Here is a 19,934-nt window from a genome sequence, read left to right as displayed (position 1 = left end):
TTAGTTAATACAATCTTTAAATCCATTTAGAAACGATTCGTAACCAAAATTTTTCTTTATAAACTCCCTCATGCCTGAGGGTAAATTACGTTTTTCAATTATATTTTTGAGATTTTCATATATTTCATCTTCAGATCGTGAATTAAGTATTGGAAGTTTTTTTTCAATTTCTGTTTTTGGTTTAACAAATGATATTACTGGTTTGTTACAAGCTAAAGCTTCTAATTCGGTAGTACCAATTGTGCCATAATTTAGATTACCAATAACTGCAGTGTGTTTATTAAAGAGTTCATTAAGTACGGGTTTACTCGCAACAAAATTATAGAAAATAACGTTTTTTTCTATTCCCAAATAATTAACCAGATCGTGTGTTTGTTTTACATCAGAACCATAATCTAAGCAAAACAGTTTTGCATCATATGACTTGATTAGCTTTGCAAAAAGTCTTAATAATTTATCAGTCCCTTTTTCTTTAAAATCTAACCTAGATGCTAAAAAAAAATCTGGTATTGGGTTTTTAGATGAATTATTGGGTTTGAAAGTTTCCGTATCTATGATTACACTTGTTTCATATCTTTTTGCATTTATCCTCAGAGTTCTGAGGTTATCGGTATAAGCATGAGCAAAAATAGCCGTTGTGTTTTTTAGTGCCTTTCGAATCATTTTCCCTCTATAATTATTTTCGAATGCATGAATGTCGATATCGCTTCCAAATGGTCTGATTGCAAATGGTTTTTTTGCAAGAAGAGCAGAAATTGCTCCAACACAATCAGTAAATACAAAATCATAATTCTTTAAATCATTTACATAATAGCGAATTTGTTTTTTAATGTAATATTGTTTATCAAAATATTTAGTTATTAATTTATCTAGAAAAGAATAATTAATTGGTTTTTCTATTACCCAAGAGGGCATCTTCCATTTATTAATGTTGATTGCTTGATCAAAAATTTTTTTTGCTTCAATTATGTTACTTTTCATTATTTTTTGTGGAATTTTGATGGGAATATCGTCCCACGCGGGATGATCTAAAAATGGATGATTGTAATCTTGTAATAATAAATCTACTTCTATGTTAGATTTTTTTCTTAGAAATTTAGTGATAACATAGTTCATTTGAGCTCCATTACCAAAAAAAACAATTTTTTTCATTTAAATCACTTAGCATGAGGTATTATTTTTCTAGATTTTGAAAACTTCATGATATAATTTTATCTTTTATTCTTACGATACCAATTAACATATCTTTGTATTCCAATTTCCACTGAAATTTGAGGTACAAAACCAAAAGCGTTTTTTGCTTTTTCATACGACAAAACCATCCTTCTTAAATCTCCAGGCAATTTATCAACATATTTGACTTCTACATTTTTTCCAGTGATTTTTGATATTAATTGAAGTACTTTGTTAACTGAAGTTTCAACATTAGTTGATAAAAGAAACATTTCCCCTCCGTACTTTTCAGATTCAGCTCCCAAAATAAGAGCTCTGACCACATCATCTACATGAATTAAATCGCGTGTTTGTTCACCGTCCCAATTTATTATAGGATTTCTACCACTTTCAATGTCTTCTACCAGCTGAGGAATTAGTGGCTTCCATCCCAACCTTAAGTTTGGGCGTTGTCTTTCCCCATACACTGTTGCTAGTCTGAAGGTTATCGTGTGCAGTCCGTGTATTTCATGATAAATTTTAGCATAATTTTCCCCAACTAATTTATTGGCATCGTATGGAGTTTTACAGTCATCTTGGTGGTCTTCGGTAACTGGAAGAAATTTTGGATCTCCACATATTCCACTATTACTTGTATAGATAACCTTAGATCTTTTCTTTTTTGCAAATTCTAACACATTCAAGGTTCCTAATACATTAACTTCCATATTTCGAACAGGGTTCTGCAAGCTAAAAGACCTAGGATGAGTGGCTAAATGAAATATAACATCAGGATTGGTATCTGATAATGTTTCCCAACTACCAGATATATCAAAATCAATAATCTTGATCTTATCCTTGACTGAACGTAAATTTTCTTGATTCCCATTTGAAAAATCATCTAAAACTGTTACTTTTTTTCCATCTTCTACAAGCTTATCTACTAAATGAGAGCCAACAAAGCCACTACCGCCTGTAACAAAAACTTGATTCATTCTAATCGTTTTGAATGGATTTATTAGACTTAATTAAACTATGTCTCTATCGAAATTAGTAAAATGAGTAAATATCAACTAATATTTTCTAATTTCTAATAAAATTGCTTTGAACAAATCCCTAGTAGACCTATCAATAATTAGAGTAATCCCAAAATAAATTATCCCTCCAACTACTAGAACTGGGATTAATTGAGGTAGAAACTCAAATATCTCGATATTATACTTGACATAATTTGTTAAAAGATACCACGATACGGTACTTCCTACAAATGCTGCGGCAGAATACTTTAACATTGAAAAATATGGCATGTTTATAGAAAATTGCCTTTTCACAGCTACTATGCCATATACCGTAAATGGCAAAGTAACTATAAATAAAATTAATGACCATATTGAAACTTTTTCAACCTCATTCATGCCAGAATTCGATGACATCAAAAGAAAAATTGTCAAAAGTCCAATGTACAATATGGAAAAAACATATTGAAGTGTTGGAAGGTAAAACAACTTGCTTTTAAGATAGAGTTTGAATGATGCACTCTTGTCTACATCTATTGTTTCATACGCACCTATAATATTAAAGAAATTATTCATTAAAACATATGCCAATGTTCTAAAGGAGAGAAAATATACAATCAGAGTGCCTTCAATGTATAGTGGGTTTAGTATATGGAGTGCTGGCTTTGCAAAGACAATAGAACCTGCTAAAATCGGAATTGCAAAATATAATAGCCTTTCAAGATTCCTTTCTGCAAATTCTTTTTGTTTTGTGGCAATAAGTTTGGGGTATATTGCCTGAGAGATCTGGCCAGAATGTGAAACCACGTTTGATATTGCCATTGCAACACCCCAAAATGCAAGCCCTACCAGAGAATTTACCAATAGTGAGTATAACAATACATCAAGATGATAAATAAATGCAGAACCATTTGTGTACAAGGGCAGCCATGAAAGTCTTAGCCAGAATTTTATCATAGTTTTTTTGAATTCGGTGGCAAGTAATGGTGCTATCATTATTAATAGAATTATTGTTTTTATCAAACTAGCTAAAATGGTTGCAACTATAGCACCGATTAGATTTAATCCAGAAACATAAACAAACAAAAATCCAAAAGGGAGTTTGGATGTCTCAAAAGCTATTATTCCATACGACACACCATGCGGTTTATGGCTTAAGGCAATAAAACTCAAAGTATTATTTAAAAACGTTAAAGGAACTAGAATTGATGCTAATAGTACAGCAAACAAATCTGTTTTAAGAGAATTTGAGATGCTAACAGCAATTAGAAGATAAGCAAAAAAACCACCAATTGAGAATAATCCACTTGTTAAGATTGATGTCTTTGCAACTTGTTCACCTCTTGCAACTTGTCTTGAGGTCCAATACGAGATGATTGGTTCAACAATTATTACATAGGAGATTAAACTTCCTATAAGGGTCCATAACCCAAGTTCTTCCTGAGGTAATTTTCTAGTTACAATTATTGTGAATATTATACCAGTTATTACGCCAACTATTCCTACCACAAATGCAATCAGACCCGAATATGTGACTCTAATATTGCTCAAACTACTAGCTCGTTTTATATTGAATTAATAAAAGATATCGAAACATTGTTTTTCTAAAGTTAAGGACTAGTTCCAATTCGAAATTCTTCCCTTCTTACTTTGTTGTAATACATATTGAATGTAAAAGACCTCAAAAGATAGCAAATCCCAAAGTTTGTTTATGATTGGATAAATTATTTCAGATTCATTAGAGGAGCTTATTTTATTTAATGAGTCTTTTATCCATTTTTTATTTATCCAGTCATCCCTTACCAGATAACCATCCAACAAAAAGTTCTCACACCTTTCTCTTAAACCACGTTCCCAAACGATTGTAGGTCTCATCCCCCAGCCTTGTTTGGGCTTTTCGTAAATCCTTTTTGGAGCTCCAAGCCTTTTGAGAATATCTCGGAGAATGATCTTTGATGTATTACTTGTAATTTTAAACTTGGTTGGAATGTGTGGTGCAAAGTCAAGCATGTTTTTTTCAAGAAATGGGGAAAATACTTTTACACCTTCAGATTTTGCAAATATCAAATCAACATAATTAAAATCAAAACGCAGCTTGTAATTAAAATCAGCAAGAAAAATCTGTTTTATAAACGGCAGATTGTTTGAAAATGTTGGCTCAAAAAATTTTATAATATCATCATTGGTGTAAACAAGCTTTCCATCTTTTTTAAATTTTGGTCCAAACATACGTAGTTGATTTTGAACAAAATCTCTTGGTCTTGAAAACACATATTTTTTAGCTCGGAAAAATGAAGTTAGTGGTTTGCTTTTCAGATATTTTACATACCTAAAGTAATATCCGCCAAATAGTTCATCACCACCCTCACCGCTAAGAGTTGTCTTTGCACCAAGTTCTCTTACTGTTTTGAAGTTGTAATATGGCCAGAGATTACTTTTTGGGGAACCAAACTTCCAAACAAGTGTCGGTAGATCTTTTGTAACATCATCCAGAACAATTTCCTTGTAATCACAATTTGTTAGATTGGCAACAAGACGTGCGTCAGAAAATTCATCATCTGAATCATTAAACCCTATACAAAATAGTTTTAGTGAAACTTTTTCATTTTTAGCTAACAGTAAGGAATTTAATGATGAATCAGTACCTCCTGAAAGTCCTATTGCAACATTTTTTGCTGATATTTTAGATATGTTTTCTCTAAGTAGTTTTTCTGTGTTGTTAACACAAAATTCATAGGTCATGTTTTTATCAGTAAAATTTGCAGGTCTAAGTGACTGTGTATCGGGAATTACTTTAGTTCCTTTTATGATGCCCCTATATGTTGGGTTGTAGCGTATAGAGAGCATCATGAATAATGGAAATTTGTCTAATTTGGGAGTAAACATGAAACATATTGATTTGACTTCTAAATATAAAAAATGGTTATTTGTTTATACCATATTATTAATTGATTTTAGTCTTTGTGATGTTTGTTTTTGTTTAAAACAGTTATAGATTTTCATTATTTTCTCTGTAAATAATACTGGTGAGTGATATTTTGTTAACCACTCATATCCTTTGTTTCCAATTTCTTTTCTAAATTCATTATTTGTCAATTTAGTAAGAGAGATACAGATGTCTTTTGAAGAAAATGCATTCACAACTGGTGGTGATTCTCCGTAAACATCACGATATTGTTTTTCATTTGCAAATGCTAGTAACGGTTTTTTACATGAAAATGTTTCCCATCCAATTGAACCCAATGCTCCTAAGACAAATTGATCTGCTATAACGTCTGACTGGTTATAATACTTCAATAGTTGAGAAGCATTCAAAGGACCATCAATAAACTCAACTTTGTCTTCTATTGACAAGTTTTTTACCATTTCATGAATCTTGTGGGAATCGATTCCTCTATCAACTATAATTAGATTTGATTCTGGATAATTTTTTACAAATTCAGCATATCCTTTAATTAGTTTATCATTTCCTTTTAGTCTAAATTCTAAGTTTGCTGGATGAAAAATTGTGAATTTTTTATTATTGGCTTTATTACTGTAAGCCCTAAAAAATGTTGTATCCCATAGTGGTGCAATAAATATACCATTGTATAACTTTAGTTTAGAGAACAACGGTAGATGATCAGGCTGAAAGAATAGAACCGCTTTTGCTTTTCTATATGCCCTTCTAAGAAGAAAGCCTCTGAGTGTTTTTGATTGAGCCATCTCCCGAAAATCGCTTCCTTGTGTATGCGCAAGAAATGGTTTGCCTGAGAAATAAGCAAAAATTGGAAATTCTACATATGCATGTATTAGATCATATTTTTTCTCTCTCATTTTTCGTATAACATCTAATTTCCAACTAGATTTTGATTTATCAAAAAAAGATATCCAATCTGGATACTGATTATTTAGTGTTGGATCAAAACGTAATGGATCAGATCCTTTTGGGGGGTTTTTTTCAATCAACAACTCAACATCAAGACCTGTTTTTCGTAAATGTCGGCAAATTACATAACCAAGATTTGCCATATTCCCGGCGTGAAGAACTTTCATATTGTTACCTTTGTATAATCAAGTATTCTCTCTGAATACCGCCCCATTTTCTCTTGTAACGCAAAATACCCACTTCTTTCATACTTTGAGGATTCGGATTTACTCCTGAAAAATCATAAAATTTTTGCTTGTTTACCATACCCCATTCAATAATTTTCCATTTCAAAAGATCTTGTGAGTATAGCTTCTCTGTTGCATCTAATTTGGTTCTAGCTATGCCCCATTCATTTATGTATTTATTAAAAAAAGAAAATGTAATACCACCGATTATTTCGTTATCTTTTTTTGCAAGATATCCACCAAAGCCTATTGGCTTTAACAACTTCCATAGTTCAACGGTATCTTCAAGATCATATTCCTTATTACCATTTTCTAAACGATGTTGATTAAGAATTTTATGATAATCTATTATTGTAGAATCAGTAATTTCAAAAACTTTAACGCCTCTTTCTTCAGCTCGCTCTATATTTTTTCTAACGCTTTTTTTATCCATGTTTGCCAAAATCGATTCTCTTGGTTGTCTTAAATCAATAATAAAGGTACTCCATTTTTGGAATTGTAAACTTGGCATTCTAAATTCTGTACCCAACAGAGGATGGGTTGTACCATCTAGCTTTTTGTAATTGTTAGCTAAATATTTCAAGAATGAGTTTACAATCATTGGGTTTTGTTCCAAGAGAATTACAGGGCCATAAATCCATCTTATCTTTAGTTTGTTAAAAACTAGTTTTGTTAAGCGAGAAAATTTACCAAGCTTTTTCCTTTGTATTTCAAATAGAATTGTTTGAGAAACGATATTTCCATTTGAATTAATCATTGATAAAAACAGTGGTTTCCATCCAAGTCTGCTTTTTGCATATTGAGCATATTCTGGTGTGTTAAAGATATTCCCTAGATCTGATTTTAGAAGATTTTGGTTCCAATCAGTTGGACTTTCTTCTTGTAGACGAAATTCAAGATTTATGTTTGTTTCCAACAGTTACCACTTTTATCAATAGCTTAGAATATAACCACATTAAATTTAATTCACTATTGGAGTAGAAACTGGTGAACTATGAGATTATCTATTTTACAATATTTGATTTGTCCGGTCTGTAAAAGTAATTTATCAGTAAAGGGAAAAACCATTCAAAATGAAATTAAATCAGGAAGTTTAATCTGCAAAAATCGCCATAAATTCTATATTGAAAAAGGAATACCTAAGATGATTGTAGACAAAAGCAGTGGTTTTTCAGTTACAGAGAAAGCCTTTTCTAAAAAATGGTCAAAATATTACACAGATTTTCAGTCAAAGAAGTGGTATGATTTTACTGAAAAATGGTTCCTTGAGAGATTTGGGTGGAAGAATGTTTCAGAATTTAACAAGTTTTTATCTTCTAAAAAATTTATTTTAGATGCAGGTACAGGTATAGGCAACAGCGCAAAACGATTTTCAGCAAATCCAAAATCACAGGTTTTTGCAATCGATGCTAGTGATAGTATATTTTTTGCACAAAAAAAATATGGTTCAATTCCTAATGTTCATTTTATTCAAGCAGATATTTTACAACTCCCATTTAAAAAGAATTTTTTTGATTTTATTTGCTCAGATCAGGTCTTGCATCACACAAAAAGTACAAGGCTAGCATTCAAAAAACTTGTAAATCATCTAAAAAAGAAAGGTGTTCTTTCTGTTTACGTATATAGGAAAAAAGGTCCTCTCAGAGAGTTTGCAGATGATTTCATTCGTGAGAAGACTACAAGAATGTCTGAAAAAGATTGTTTGAGGTTTTCAGAAGACATGTCAATGTTAGGAAGAGAACTTTCAAAATTGAAAAAAACAATTTCTATAAAACGTGATATTCCAATATTAAATATAAAGGCAGGCAAGTATGACGTACAGAGATTTTTTTATTGGAATTTTATCAAATGTTTTTGGGATCAGGAAAATGATTTTAAAAGAAGTGTAGGAGTAAACTTTGATTGGTATTTTCCCAAATTTGCTTGGAGGCATACCCCTGATGAGGTTAAAAAGTGGCACAAGCAGTTTGGTCTGAATATAATTCATTTTCAAGAAATTGAAAGTGGTATTAGTACAAATGGAATGAAAAAATAAATTGATTAGATTTAAAGAAACAAAATGAAGATTTGTATTTTCCCAAATGATCCTTTGCTAGCATATTATAAAAAAGGAGAGATAAAATCGCGTTACTTTAATCCAAAAAATGTCTTTGATGAAATTCATGTTATCAGCTTGTTTGATTCCGATATTGAGGAAGAAAAAGTAAAAAGCATGGCAGGCAATGCAGATTTAAAAATTCATGTAGTTGGGAAAACCACCCTACTTAATTACAAAAAAAAGAAAGATGTTGTAAAAAAAATTGTAAAAAAAATAAGTCCCGATGTTATAAGATCATATAATCCCCTGCTTCAGGGATGGATAGCTGTAAAAGTTGGAAAAGAGCTTAACATACCTGTTATAATTTCACTAATGGGGGATTATGACAGGGATCTTAGATATTTTGCAAAAAAGAACAAGGATTGGCAATCGTATCTAAAACTGAGCTATTCTAGAAGGGCATTAGAATCATTTAGCATAAAAAATGCAGATGAAATAATTATAATTTACGAATTTATTCGCAATTATGCAAAAAAGATGGGAGCAAAAAACATCAACCTCATCTACAACAGAGTTGATCTGACCAGATTCTCACCTGACGTACCGCCTGCCTTTAAAGAATCAAAACCTGTTATAATTTGCGTTGGTCGCCTAATGAAGGAAAAAAACCAGGAGTGTCTTGTAAGGGCTATAAAAGATCTTGATGTAATTTTGCTGTTGGTTGGTGATGGTCCAGAATATGAAAGGCTAAAAAGTCTAGTGGGCGAACTTGGATTGCAAGACAAAGTAAGATTCGAGAGGTCCATCCCAAATAATGATATAAACAAGTTTTATGCAGCCTCCAATGTATTTGCACTGCCAATAAAGTACGGCGGTTTTGCAATTCCCGTCTTGGAGGCAGCGGCATCAGGACTTCCAGTCATCTTGCCAAAACAAGAGTTTGATTCCAATCCAGACTTGATAAACAAATTTGCAATGTTTATTGATAATAATCCTAGCGCGTTTGCTAGAGCAATAACAAAAGTTCTTTCTGATTCTGGTTTACGTGAAAAAATGATTAAAGCGGGTTTGGATGCAGTAAAAAAAATTCATGGTGATATCATGGAAGAAAGGGAAAAAGATCTCTACCTAAAGATTATCAAAAAGAATTGAAGTCATTTTTTGTGCTGCTCTTCCATTTCCAAATTCATTGTTTTTAGCTGATTTGATTTTTCTTGAAAGCATCTTTTTTGCAATTTGAAGAGTATTGGGTTTTATCTCTGAAACTAGGACGTTGGTATTTTGTCTGATTGTTTCAATCCATTCTGTGCTTTTTCGCAGTGTCATACATGGGGTGTTAAGCCAATAAGCCTCTTTTTGCAATCCACCCGAATCTGTCAATAATAGTTTTGATTTTGCCAGCATTGCAAGCATTGCGGAATATTTGAGGGGTTCTATCTCAGTGATGTTCTTTAGCGATATGCCGAATTTTTTTAGTTGTTTTTTTGTATGTGGGTGTACAGGAAATGTTACTGTATATCCAAGATTTGATATCTTGTTAGCAAGCTCAATGATTTTTTTAAATTTCATAGGATCTTCTATGTTATTTTTTCTATGAATTGTCATTAAAACATGATCTTCCTTTTTTATTTTGATTTTTAGTTTTTCCTTAAACAAAAGAAATACATCATACATTGTATCACCTGTCAGATAAGGAACTCCTAGAACAGATTCGCCTTTAAGATTCTTGAAGCAATTTTTTGTTGGCGCAAACAAATAGTTAGAACATGTATCAATTATTCTTCTGTTTACCTCCTCTTCTAGCTCAAAATCACCGCTTCGTGCACCGGCCTCTACATGAACCAGTTTCATATCACATCTGTTTGCACAAAGAGATGCGCCCAATGCAGATCTTGTATCTCCTGGGACTATAACAAAATCAGGCTTTATCTTCAAGAGTGGTTTTTCTAGCTTGCTAATAATTTCGGTAAGTTGTTGAGCAGATGTGCCTTTCTTTATTCCAAGATTAAGGTGTGGTTTTTTGATGTCAAGATCCTCAAAAAAGACCCGTGACATCTCATAGTCATAATGTTGTCCGGTATGAATTATGAAAATGTTGGCTTTTCTGCGTTTGAGTTCTTGAACTATGGGTTGAGACTTTATGATTTGTGGTCTAGTTCCCACTATAAGACAAACTTTCACAAATTTTGTGATATTGTCTTATCAATAATTATCATTTGTCAATTTTTGTTTTGAACTTAATTAAATAATGTCTTAAAGAAGAATAATCAAGATGCAAGAGCTGGCTTTTCAGAGAATTAAGCAAAAAATGCTATCAGTTGGCGTTAAGCGCTATTGGGGTGATGATTACGATGTTAGATTTTACTTAATATCAAAATTGAAGCATATAAAGAACAAACGTGTTTTGGATCTGGGTGGCGGTATAGGAGCAGTCAGCTCAGAATTAGACGCAAGCAATCTTATTGTAAATCTTGATCTTGCTATTGATGATTTAAAAATTTGTAAAAATTCTAATGGTTATCTAGAATTGATTTGTAGTTCTATGCTAGAGTTGCCTTTTCAGAATAATGAATTTGATGTAATAATATGTGCACATGTAATTGAAGAAATAAAAAATGTTGATCTGAATAAAAAAAATACAAAAACAAACAAAAACATTAACGAGTATCCTTCAGTAATGAATGCTTTTTCTGAGATGAATCGAATTTTAAAAAATGGTGGTATTCTATATTTGACTACTCCAAATAATTCGTATTATAAAACAACAAAATTTACTTTTGAAGAATTAAAACATGCATTAGAAAATTCTTTTTCAAAATTTTCAATTTTTTTGTTTAATACATATCCAAAAACAAGTAAAAAATTTCGTAAATTGAACATGGCAAACATATTCCCAAAAATTCGCTCTAAATTCGAATCAAAACAAAAAATACTTGATTCACTGATAGAACTTGCTACACCAGAAAAGATCAAAAGTGTTTCGTTTTATGTAGAGGCAACAAAAGATTAGCTTTCCAAAAACTTTTCCAAATTTTCTGATATCGTGTCCCAGCTAAAATTTTCTATTACATGATTTGCAAAAGTTTTAGTCATCTCATTTGAATTATCATTTAATGCGTTGATTATACAACTTGCATAGGATTTAGGTCTTGAGAGTCTGCAAGATATCCAAATTGTCCATTTTGCATCGATTTTGTTGTCTCAGAAACTTTTGTTGCAACTATTGGTTTACCACATGCACCATATTCCAACAGCTTTAATGGATGTGCTGCAGCATAGTACGGTTCGTTTGGAAACGAATCTACACACACGTCAGCGCACAAAATGTACTTTGGTATCTCGCTGCGTGGCTTTCGTCCAAGAAAGATAAAATTCTCAGACAGGCCTACCCTTCTTGCTTTTTCTTCCCAGTATTGTTTGGATTTTTTTGGATCCCTGTGGTCGCCGATTATCAGGTATTTTACATTTGGATGCTTTTTGATTACCATGCCAGCAGAGTCGATTATAATATTTAGGTCTTGAAGCGAGCCTGCAAAGACAACCAGTTTTTCTGCCCCTATGCTTTTTCGAAGCTCAGATATTTCTGACTCTGAATATCTTGAGGGATCAAACAGCTCCAAATCAACGCCGTTTGGGACATGAAAATTTTTTCCCATCAACACCTTGATTAACCAAGACATTCCTCAGATACTATGTTATAACGAGAATCTTGTCTGCTTCTTTGAATGATTTTTGTACAACATATTTTGGCCGAATCATCGAGTACATGTCTCTGCCGCTTCCATCAAGATCATTATTTGTTACTCTCTGATAGTCTTTATTTTGATTTGAAGAATCAGAAGTACATCCACCAACAGTTAATGCCAAACTAAGAGGCGTGGCTAGTAAATTCTTGTTAGTTATATCGTCATAGAGAAAAAGATTGACAGTAAAATTCCCACAGGATTTAGGTTCCCAAATTAATGAAGGACTAAATGATGATCCAGTAGATAGCGAGCCTCTAATCCATTGATCGTTTATAATGCCATTTGAACCACTTATTTGTACAGCATATGCAAAACTCTGTTCTGGGGATTGTAGGTTTTTCACATCAGCTACAATTTGTACTAGTTGATGAACGTTAATGGTGTTGACTGGATTTCCCGATAGAGTGTCAACTACTCTTGGATTTTGAAAGGATAGCAGACTGGTTTTTGACGTTACATCTCTCTGTGTGCTGTCACATGCTACCTCCATCATAGTTGAAATCTCCGCATCCTAGGAGCCGATGGTGATGGTATCAATGTTATCTCCAATTACGGCATTGAGATTGTATCCTGTATTGCTGTAAAGCAGTATCATGACTTTATACAATCCGCCTGAATTTGGAGTCCAGCTGATTGACGGTCCAGATGTGTGTCCTGCAACGACAGCAGAGACCTGTGACTGGGAATATACTATTTTTCCTGTAGCTGAATCATACACAATGTAATAAAGCTTGAATTGCTTATCAATACAGATGCAGTGCATCTTGATTTTGGAGTGGACCGGCTTTCTTCCACACCTACTTCTCTTTTTTTGAACAGGCGGAGGGTTTTGATTCACCAAAGAAAATATTGTCTATTCAGGAATTGTCTTTGAGTGTGTGCCAGATGGCAGTACTTCCAGTACCAATCTCTTGTGTTGTACCATAGAGAAGGCACACTTTTTGCGATCAAAATTAAAATGCTTGAGAAATCCAGACTGTGTATTTAAAGGGGAATTAGGCAACAACCCCGAAGTAAGCTTCTAAATATCTTATCTGTTATACTCGCTGTCCTATTGTAAGAATTGATGCATTTTTGAAATTATCTTTAGATAGGATGTTTCGTCCATCAAATACCAAAATAGGCTTTTTTGCGTTTTTGAACGAGTCATCTGAAAGCGATGAATACATCTTGTGATCGGAGGATATGAAAATCAGGGAGGCGTCTTTGGTGGCATCCTCTAAAATCCTAGTCAAAACTACTTTTTTTGGAAGCAATGGATCTTTTTCAATGAATGGATCGTGGACTGTGACTCTGCATCCTTGTTTTAGTAGTTCTTTTACTACCGTGTATGTTGGTGACAGTCTTGTGTCAGTAACCTCACCTCTAAAACCAAGACCCAAGACTGCAATCTTTGATCCTTTTAGTTTTACCCTATTGTTTCTCATTAATGTTATTGCATCCTTGACACATTTTTTTGGCATATAGTCATTTGTCTGCCTTGAATACTCTACTAGTTTGACATGCTTTCCAATCTTTTTTGATGACTCTATGATAAATCTTGGATAAACTGGGATGCACAATCCGCCAACTCCAGTTCCTGGATAATGAAGGTGGCAGAATGGTTGAGAGTTTGCACCCTTTCTTGCTTCCCAATAGTCTACGCCAATCCTCTCGCAATAGTCTGCTAGCTCATTTGCAAGTGCAATGTTAACATCCCTGTATACACCCTCAAACAGCTTTTCAGCCTCTGCATTTGCAATTGTCGACATGCGAAGCGTGCTTTTTTTTGATATTATTTTTAACAATTCGTCTGCAAAGTCAAGACTTTTTGGCCCAAGACCTGATACTATGGCTGGATAATTTTCTTCAATATCTTGTAATGCTCTTCCTTCAAAGATCCTTTCTGGGTTGTAAATTAGGTAAAAGTCTCGTTCTCCTTTTAGTTTGCTGTTTTTTTCTAGAATTTTTAAGACTCGAATCTGTGTGGTTCCAGGAGGCAGTGATGGGCAGACAATTACAGCATCTCCTTTTTTTAGACCCTTTGATATTGTAGTAGTTGCTGCAATCAGCGATTTGAGCTCAATTTTTTTGTTTTTTAGGCCCACTGGGACTGCTATGATTTTGATGTCAGAATTTTTTGATGCATTTATGCCGTCATCAGTAACTGAAAAGTTACCATCTTTTATGGCCTTTGAAAAAGTTTCAGAAAGAAAGGGTTCTTTTTTGTGAGATGTGCCGTTCTTAATTGCTTCTAGTAATGTCTTTGATATATCAACACCTATTACTTTGGCTCCTGCCCTTAGCCAAGCAGCTGCAATTGGCCCTCCAACATTTCCTAATCCAAAAACAGATAATGTAACTTTGTGGTTTTTAACTAAATTAGATAATGATTCTGCCAAACAAAAAATCTGTATTTAAGTAGTAATTTAATCTACTGGACGATAATTGTAAAGGCATTCATAGAATCTAATGGTTTTTATTTCTACAAATTTGCCTACAGCTGTTAATGTCAGACAAAATTTTTTTGATGAGACCAGATATAGGAGATGAAGAGTATAACGCTGTTAAAAGAGTTCTTGATTCTTATTATCTTACAGAAGGTCCAGTGACTCAAGAATTTGAGAAATCTGTTGCAAATTATGTTGGAGCAAGACATGGAATTGCTATGACATCATGTACAACTGCCTTACATGCAGTCCTTGAGGTTATTGGTGTCAAAGGAAAAAAGGTAATTGTTCCTGATTACACTTATCCTGCGACAGCGGAAGCTGTAGTTTTGGCAGGAGGTATCCCAGTCTTAGTAGATGTTGATTTGGAATCAATGAACATGAATTCCGAAATTCTAGAAAAGGCATATGAAGATGGTATGAATGTGTTTATTCCTGTATCTTGGGCAGGTGTTCCATTAGAATCAAAGATTTACAAAAAAGCAAAAGAATTAGGATTATTTACACTAGAGGATGCCGCATGTAGTTTGGGTGCAATGATTGGAAATGAATTTGTTGGAAAATTTGCTGATTTCACATGTTTTAGCTTTCATCCAAGAAAGGTAATTACAACTGGAGAGGGTGGAATGATAACTACTGACAACGACGAGATTGCAGAAAAGTGTCATTCCTTTAAGCACTTTGGATCAAAAGAGGGAAAGTTCAGTACCATAGGAACCAACTACAAACTTTCAAACATCCTAAGTGCTGTTGGGGTAGAACAGATGAAAAAAATTGAATCCATAATAAAGGCCAGAATAGAAAAAGCAAAAATTTATGATGAGTTACTTGAAAAAATTTTGGGAATCAAACCAGCTTATAACAAAAAGGGCACAAGACAAACCTATCAGTCCTATGCATGTTATATAGAAAAAGACGGGATGCGAGACAAGATAAGAACAAAGTTGGCTGAAAACAATATTGAGAGTCAAATAGGAACTTATTCATTGCATCTTGAACCAGCATACCAAGATATGATTAAAGTAGGAAAGTTAGAAAATTCTGAGTTATTGTTTAGGAATACATTAACGCTTCCTCTTCATAATCAACTTTCTGTTGAAGAGCAAGAAAGAATATGTAAAATAATCAGTAATGTAATTAACTAAACTAGTTTTGGTTTATGAAAGAACAAACCCATAATGAAATATTGAAACATTATACTGAATTGTATGAAAAATATGGTGTTAACCCAGCATCGTTAGGATGGCCAAAAGGAAGACAAAATATTAGATTTAAAATTATCACAGAGGTTGGTAATCTTTCCAATTCAAAAATATTAGATATTGGATGTGGATTTGGTGATCTTTATTCTTTCATCAAAAAAAAACGAATTAAAACAAAGTATACTGGAATTGATATTAACAAAAAATTTATTGAAGTAGCTAAGCAGAAGCATCCATTAACCAGGTTTTTTGTTAGAGATATAGAGGAGAGAAAATTTCGTGAAAAATTTGATTGGGTTTTTGCTGTTGGTACTACAAATAAAGCTGGTTCATATAGATATGTCGAAGACCTACTAACAGAAATGTTTCGAATTGCTAAGAAAGGCATAGCGATGGATTTTATGAGTACCTATGTTGATTTTAGAAGAAAAGGAAGTAGTCATTTTTCTCCTGAACGAATTTTTAAAATTGGAAAGAAACTTTCGAAGAGAGTTGTTATACGACATGACTATCTGCCTTTTGAATTTTGCGTGTATGTTTACAAACAAGAGCAATTGACTAAGAATCAAACTTACGTTGATTTCTAACCAGAATACTCAGCGTGACCGAATCCTGTTTTCCCAAAATCATTTCCTGTATAAATCATCAATTTTGTTGATTTATGCTTGAATACATGACAATGTTCTATTGATTGAGAATCCCATCCAGATTTTGAAACATTTATGCCTACTTTGTCATCCATTCTTTTCCATTTAATGCCATCTTTTGAGACGGCATAACCAATCCTATAATATTGGGTTGAATATGAGTACCACATTTTATAAATTCCATTTTCTTTTAAAATACTAGCACGTCCAATAGCAAATTCATTTTTATGTTTAAAATCTATTGAAATTATTCCTTTTCTATTCCAATCTATTCCATTTTTCGAATCAGCGTATCTGATATTATAAGGAGCTATTTTCTTATTGTTTATTTTTTGCCAACCACAAGATGATGATATATACCACATTTTCCATTTACCATTCTCATAAATGACGGTAGGTGAAGATACAAAATAAGGATCAATATAATTTCTATCTAAAATAGGTCCATCACTAAATTTTGTGAAAGTTTCACCATTGTCCTCACTAATAGCTAATCCTATTGCCCATCTAAATGGGACAGATACTGAGCGATTCCATCCAATATAATACATAAATTTTTTACTTTTATGATTAACTAATGATGAACACATTACTCCATCTTCGTCAAAGCTTCCTGTTTTTCCCAATCTTAGTATCGGTTTGGAAGATAACTTTAGAATTTTTTTTGGTTTGGTAAAATCAGTTTCAAGAAACCCTACTTGAGATCTGTTTTCTTTATTTCTTGTACTAAAGTATATTCGATATACATTATTTTTTACGTGGTCTGCTGTTGGTAATGATGCATGTGAATGCATCCAATCAAAATTTTTGTTAGGGCAAAAAATAAGTCCTTTTTTTATCCATGACATGGCTATAGGTGTGTTAGATTATCACTTTTTATTGGAAGTAGTTTTCCTTTTTCTGCTGAATACACTTCTTTTTCTTTTGTATCTTCTAAGATCAACGAACCAGCGCCAATAACACACTCTGAACCAATATTTATGCCATCTCTAATTGTAGAATTGACACCTAAAAAACAATTAGAGCCAACATTAACATTTCCTGAAATTACAACATGAGATGAAATAAAACAATGGTCTCCTATCGAGCTGTGATGTCCAATATGATTTCCACTCCACATGATTACATCATTGCCTATCTTAACAAACGGTTGTATTACATTATTCTCAAAAATAAAACAGTTTTCTCCCAATTTGAGATCTTTCCAAGTTATAGCCTTTGAATTGACATAAGAAATCAGTTTATAATTCTGTTTTTTTACTTTTTCACAAATTTTTGCTCTAGTCTTATTCATTTTTTGATATCCTACTGCAACAAACATGAAATATTTTTTTGGTGGAAATTTAGTAGGTAATCGTTCAAAAGATATGACTGGTAATCCAAAAATTTCTTTTCGGTTTAAATATTTTTGATCTACTGTAAACGCTACAATTTCATATTCGCTATCGTATGTTAAATAAAAATAAACTACTTCTGCAAATGGTCCATCACCAAAAATCACTAATTGCTTTTTTTTTTCATTAAATTAAATGATTAATTATGCAATTAAATTAAAAATGATTAAAAATTATTGACCGTAGCATAAAGATTAGTGTCAATCCAATTTAGCCACGTAGAAACCATTAACTTTTGACTATTTTGTAGATCAGATTCCACGGGCAGATCTAAAGCTGACAACACCGTTGCATTACACCATGAATCCATCTCGATACGTTCGAATGGCTCGTATGATGATGCAGATAGTAAAAAGGGCCGGGATACCGCCATCCTACACAGACGTTCAAATCATATGTACACGGTCTGGTAGCACCTGATCTTGCTTGTACTGCGTCAGTACGAGCGCAAGAGTTACCGTAGATTTGTTGAATTCCTACAAGAAGCTTTTGGTGTGGGAGAGTTTCTCGGATTGTCCAGACTCCAACACTACACGACACTACAAAAGGTAGCTGCCAGACTGTCGCACGGGCAGGCATCATATTACTACGCAAAACGCTTCAAACTGCGGAGGAAATTTCTCAAAATCTCGGTCTACGTCGACATGAAACGACAGATCATATGTGGCATAAAGATACGGCATCGGCGCAGAAACGACAACATCGATTTCATTCCGCTGCTGGAGAGGGCCGTCAGGCTGGTACCTGTCCATACTGTTGTGGCGGACCGAGGTTATGATTCTGAGCAGAACCACGTCGCAACTGAAAACCTCAGAATACAGGACACCATAATCCATCCAAGATACGAATACCTGCAGTGTGAAAGACCAAAGGATTCCACAGAAAGATGATGAAGCGTCGTTTTGAGTGGAAATCATGCCCTGGAGAAGCAAGGCAGAGACCATCTTTTCCGTAATCAAGAGGATGTTGAGTGAGGATATTCTCTCAAGGTACATCCTGACGCAGAACAGGAGGCAATGTACCGAATAATTGCATACAATTGCTATAGAATTACTAGGAATTATTTGGTGATTTTTGGATGGTTTCTACGCGGCTATTCAATTTAAAAATTCATTTAATCAGATCATATGAAAAAACATAAAAATTTTCAAAATCTTTCTTAATTTGTTCCAATCCATTTTTTTTAGCTCTTTCAATATCGCCATAAATATAATAAAAATATGGCATATCTTTTGCAGCCCAGCCACGCTTAAATCTATATAATTCCTCTTGATTTTTCCAAGTACCGCCAAAATTATAAAATTTGAAATTTTTTTCTAGGGCATGTTTGATGGATTCCCAAAGAAGAACACTCGTACCCTGAAGATGTTTTAGTGTAGAATCATATGCTGGCATGTAATATTCTACATAGGAGTTAAAATAGAATGTTAGAAGATATGCTATTTCTCTTCCGTCGTATTTAGCACAAAATAAATTATAATCGGTATCTGTTTCAAAAATTTTGTTCAAGTTTTCAAAAAAAGATTTAGGTTTTGACCGACCACCTTTGGACTCCATATCCATTTTATGCATCTGATAAAACTTTTCGATGGAATCACCTTCTGGTGTAATTTTTGAAATTGATATGTTATTTTTTTGTCCTTTTCTTATTGCTCTTCGTACTCTTTGTTCAAATTCATTCCAAAGCATTTCCTGCGATTTCTCATGAAGATCAATGCATTGAATTCGTCGTTCTTCCTTGAAACTAAATTTATAGAATTTTTCATAAATTGATGTAAAATTAGAAAATGGGCTTACAATTATTACAGATGAAAGTACATCGTTTTGTTTATTGTACTCATTTAAAGCGTTAAGAATAGCTTTTTGAGTTTCAAATTGATCAGCAATAAATCCTCCGTAGCTTCCAAAAAACGGTAAAGAGTTAACTACTATCCCTAATGGTGATTTTTTAGAAAAAAAAGGCAATAATCCAAGTAATTTATCTTTTTCAGATGCTACAAAAAAATTCATTGGAATTTTTAATATTTTTTGTAAAAATAGGATGTGTTTAGTTGAATGATAAAATGTAGCTTCATAACTATTAGATAAAAGTTTATTATATTTTTCTAAATTAATTTCATTTGTAATTTCAACATTCATAGTCTTTATGTATCAATTTCAAAGTATTATTCTTTATAAAATGGATCTAATTTATAAAATAAAATTATTGAACTAA

General features: G+C 33.0%; 20 protein-coding genes. 6 read left to right on the top strand and 14 right to left on the bottom strand.

The genetic code is table 11. The features are described 5' to 3' along the window. The 6 genes from NITUZ_RS08250 to NITUZ_RS08225 all read right to left on the bottom strand — a co-directional run bounded on the left by NITUZ_RS08250 (position 1) and on the right by NITUZ_RS08225 (position 7,179). Complete coding sequence (locus NITUZ_RS08250; RefSeq protein WP_048197139.1) at positions 1–1,152, bottom strand: glycosyltransferase; 1,152 nt, start codon at positions 1,150–1,152, stop codon at positions 1–3. Between the two features lie 59 nt (positions 1,153–1,211). Next, complete coding sequence (locus tag NITUZ_RS08245) at positions 1,212–2,147, bottom strand: NAD-dependent epimerase/dehydratase family protein (protein ID WP_048197138.1); 936 nt, start codon at positions 2,145–2,147, stop codon at positions 1,212–1,214. A 78-nt stretch (positions 2,148–2,225) separates the two neighbouring features. After that, entirely contained in the window at positions 2,226–3,719 is a 1,494-nt protein-coding gene (locus tag NITUZ_RS08240; RefSeq protein WP_048197137.1) for an MATE family efflux transporter, read from the bottom strand. Between the two features lie 66 nt (positions 3,720–3,785). After that, entirely contained in the window at positions 3,786–5,054 is a 1,269-nt protein-coding gene (locus NITUZ_RS08235; RefSeq protein ID WP_048197136.1) for an asparagine synthase-related protein, read from the bottom strand. 45 nt (positions 5,055–5,099) lie between these two features. After that, positions 5,100–6,203, bottom strand: a complete 1,104-nt coding sequence (locus NITUZ_RS08230; protein WP_048197135.1) for a glycosyltransferase — start codon at positions 6,201–6,203, stop codon at positions 5,100–5,102. 4 nt (positions 6,204–6,207) lie between these two features. Continuing rightward, on the bottom strand, positions 6,208–7,179 hold the full coding sequence (locus NITUZ_RS08225) for a hypothetical protein (RefSeq protein ID WP_048197134.1): 972 nt from the start codon (positions 7,177–7,179) through the stop codon (positions 6,208–6,210). Positions 7,180–7,257: 78 nt separating this feature from the next. Between NITUZ_RS08225 and NITUZ_RS08220 the strand changes: the two genes are divergently transcribed. Both NITUZ_RS08220 and NITUZ_RS08215 read left to right on the top strand, forming a co-directional pair. Next, complete coding sequence (locus NITUZ_RS08220; protein ID WP_048197133.1) at positions 7,258–8,298, top strand: methyltransferase domain-containing protein; 1,041 nt, start codon at positions 7,258–7,260, stop codon at positions 8,296–8,298. A 24-nt stretch (positions 8,299–8,322) separates the two neighbouring features. Continuing rightward, a complete protein-coding gene (locus NITUZ_RS08215; RefSeq protein ID WP_081844923.1) occupies positions 8,323–9,453 on the top strand; it encodes a glycosyltransferase in 1,131 nt (376 codons plus the stop codon). Here NITUZ_RS08215 and wecB read toward each other — a convergent pair. Beyond that, positions 9,430–10,482, bottom strand: coding sequence for a non-hydrolyzing UDP-N-acetylglucosamine 2-epimerase (gene wecB, locus NITUZ_RS08210; RefSeq protein WP_048197131.1), 1,053 nt, complete (start codon positions 10,480–10,482; stop codon positions 9,430–9,432). The two genes, NITUZ_RS08215 and wecB, sit on opposite strands and share 24 nt — an antisense overlap. Before the next feature lie 91 nt (positions 10,483–10,573). Between wecB and NITUZ_RS08205 the strand changes: the two genes are divergently transcribed. Continuing rightward, a complete protein-coding gene (locus tag NITUZ_RS08205; protein ID WP_048197129.1) occupies positions 10,574–11,311 on the top strand; it encodes a class I SAM-dependent methyltransferase in 738 nt (245 codons plus the stop codon). A 112-nt stretch (positions 11,312–11,423) separates the two neighbouring features. Here the strand turns inward: NITUZ_RS08205 and NITUZ_RS08200 are convergent, their stop codons facing one another. From NITUZ_RS08200 to NITUZ_RS08185, 4 genes are all read right to left on the bottom strand, one after another. Beyond that, positions 11,424–11,957, bottom strand: a complete 534-nt coding sequence (locus NITUZ_RS08200) for a glycosyltransferase family 4 protein (RefSeq protein ID WP_048197127.1) — start codon at positions 11,955–11,957, stop codon at positions 11,424–11,426. A 34-nt stretch (positions 11,958–11,991) separates the two neighbouring features. Continuing rightward, positions 11,992–12,540 carry a hypothetical protein gene (locus NITUZ_RS09745; protein ID WP_052370148.1) on the bottom strand — a complete coding sequence of 183 codons (549 nt, stop codon included), beginning with the start codon at positions 12,538–12,540 and terminating at the stop codon, positions 11,992–11,994. An 18-nt stretch (positions 12,541–12,558) separates the two neighbouring features. Continuing rightward, a complete protein-coding gene (locus tag NITUZ_RS08190; protein WP_155991534.1) occupies positions 12,559–12,885 on the bottom strand; it encodes a hypothetical protein in 327 nt (108 codons plus the stop codon). A gap of 199 nt (positions 12,886–13,084) precedes the next feature. Then, complete coding sequence (locus NITUZ_RS08185) at positions 13,085–14,428, bottom strand: nucleotide sugar dehydrogenase (protein ID WP_048197123.1); 1,344 nt, start codon at positions 14,426–14,428, stop codon at positions 13,085–13,087. Between the two features lie 107 nt (positions 14,429–14,535). On the opposite strand from NITUZ_RS08185, the gene NITUZ_RS08180 reads away from it, so the two are divergent. Beyond that, on the top strand, positions 14,536–15,621 hold the full coding sequence (locus tag NITUZ_RS08180; protein WP_048197121.1) for a DegT/DnrJ/EryC1/StrS family aminotransferase: 1,086 nt from the start codon (positions 14,536–14,538) through the stop codon (positions 15,619–15,621). A 14-nt stretch (positions 15,622–15,635) separates the two neighbouring features. Further along, positions 15,636–16,265 (top strand): class I SAM-dependent methyltransferase, encoded by a 630-nt coding sequence (locus NITUZ_RS08175; RefSeq protein WP_048197119.1) that lies wholly within the window; start codon positions 15,636–15,638, stop codon positions 16,263–16,265. Here NITUZ_RS08175 and NITUZ_RS08170 read toward each other — a convergent pair. Together NITUZ_RS08170 and NITUZ_RS08165 are read right to left on the bottom strand one after the other, a co-directional pair. Then, positions 16,262–17,173 (bottom strand): glycoside hydrolase family protein, encoded by a 912-nt coding sequence (locus tag NITUZ_RS08170; protein ID WP_048197117.1) that lies wholly within the window; start codon positions 17,171–17,173, stop codon positions 16,262–16,264. The genes NITUZ_RS08175 and NITUZ_RS08170 overlap by 4 nt on opposite strands. Before the next feature lie 2 nt (positions 17,174–17,175). Next, positions 17,176–17,826, bottom strand: coding sequence for an acetyltransferase (locus NITUZ_RS08165; protein WP_048197115.1), 651 nt, complete (start codon positions 17,824–17,826; stop codon positions 17,176–17,178). A gap of 315 nt (positions 17,827–18,141) precedes the next feature. Between NITUZ_RS08165 and NITUZ_RS08160 the strand changes: the two genes are divergently transcribed. Continuing rightward, positions 18,142–18,609 carry a transposase gene (locus NITUZ_RS08160; RefSeq protein ID WP_177309483.1) on the top strand — a complete coding sequence of 156 codons (468 nt, stop codon included), beginning with the start codon at positions 18,142–18,144 and terminating at the stop codon, positions 18,607–18,609. Positions 18,610–18,829: 220 nt separating this feature from the next. Here NITUZ_RS08160 and NITUZ_RS08155 read toward each other — a convergent pair whose 3' ends face one another. Further along, the gene (locus NITUZ_RS08155) at positions 18,830–19,858 is read right to left on the bottom strand and encodes a peptidoglycan bridge formation glycyltransferase FemA/FemB family protein (protein WP_048197106.1); all 1,029 of its coding nucleotides are present in this window, start codon (positions 19,856–19,858) and stop codon (positions 18,830–18,832) included. Positions 19,859–19,934 lie beyond the last annotated feature (76 nt).

The organism is Candidatus Nitrosotenuis uzonensis (genome assembly GCF_000723185.1).
Lineage (GTDB): Archaea > Thermoproteota > Nitrososphaeria > Nitrososphaerales > Nitrosopumilaceae > Nitrosotenuis > Nitrosotenuis uzonensis.
The sequence above is the reverse complement of the archived record's forward strand: the minus strand, read 5'-3'. Positions and strand labels throughout refer to the sequence as shown.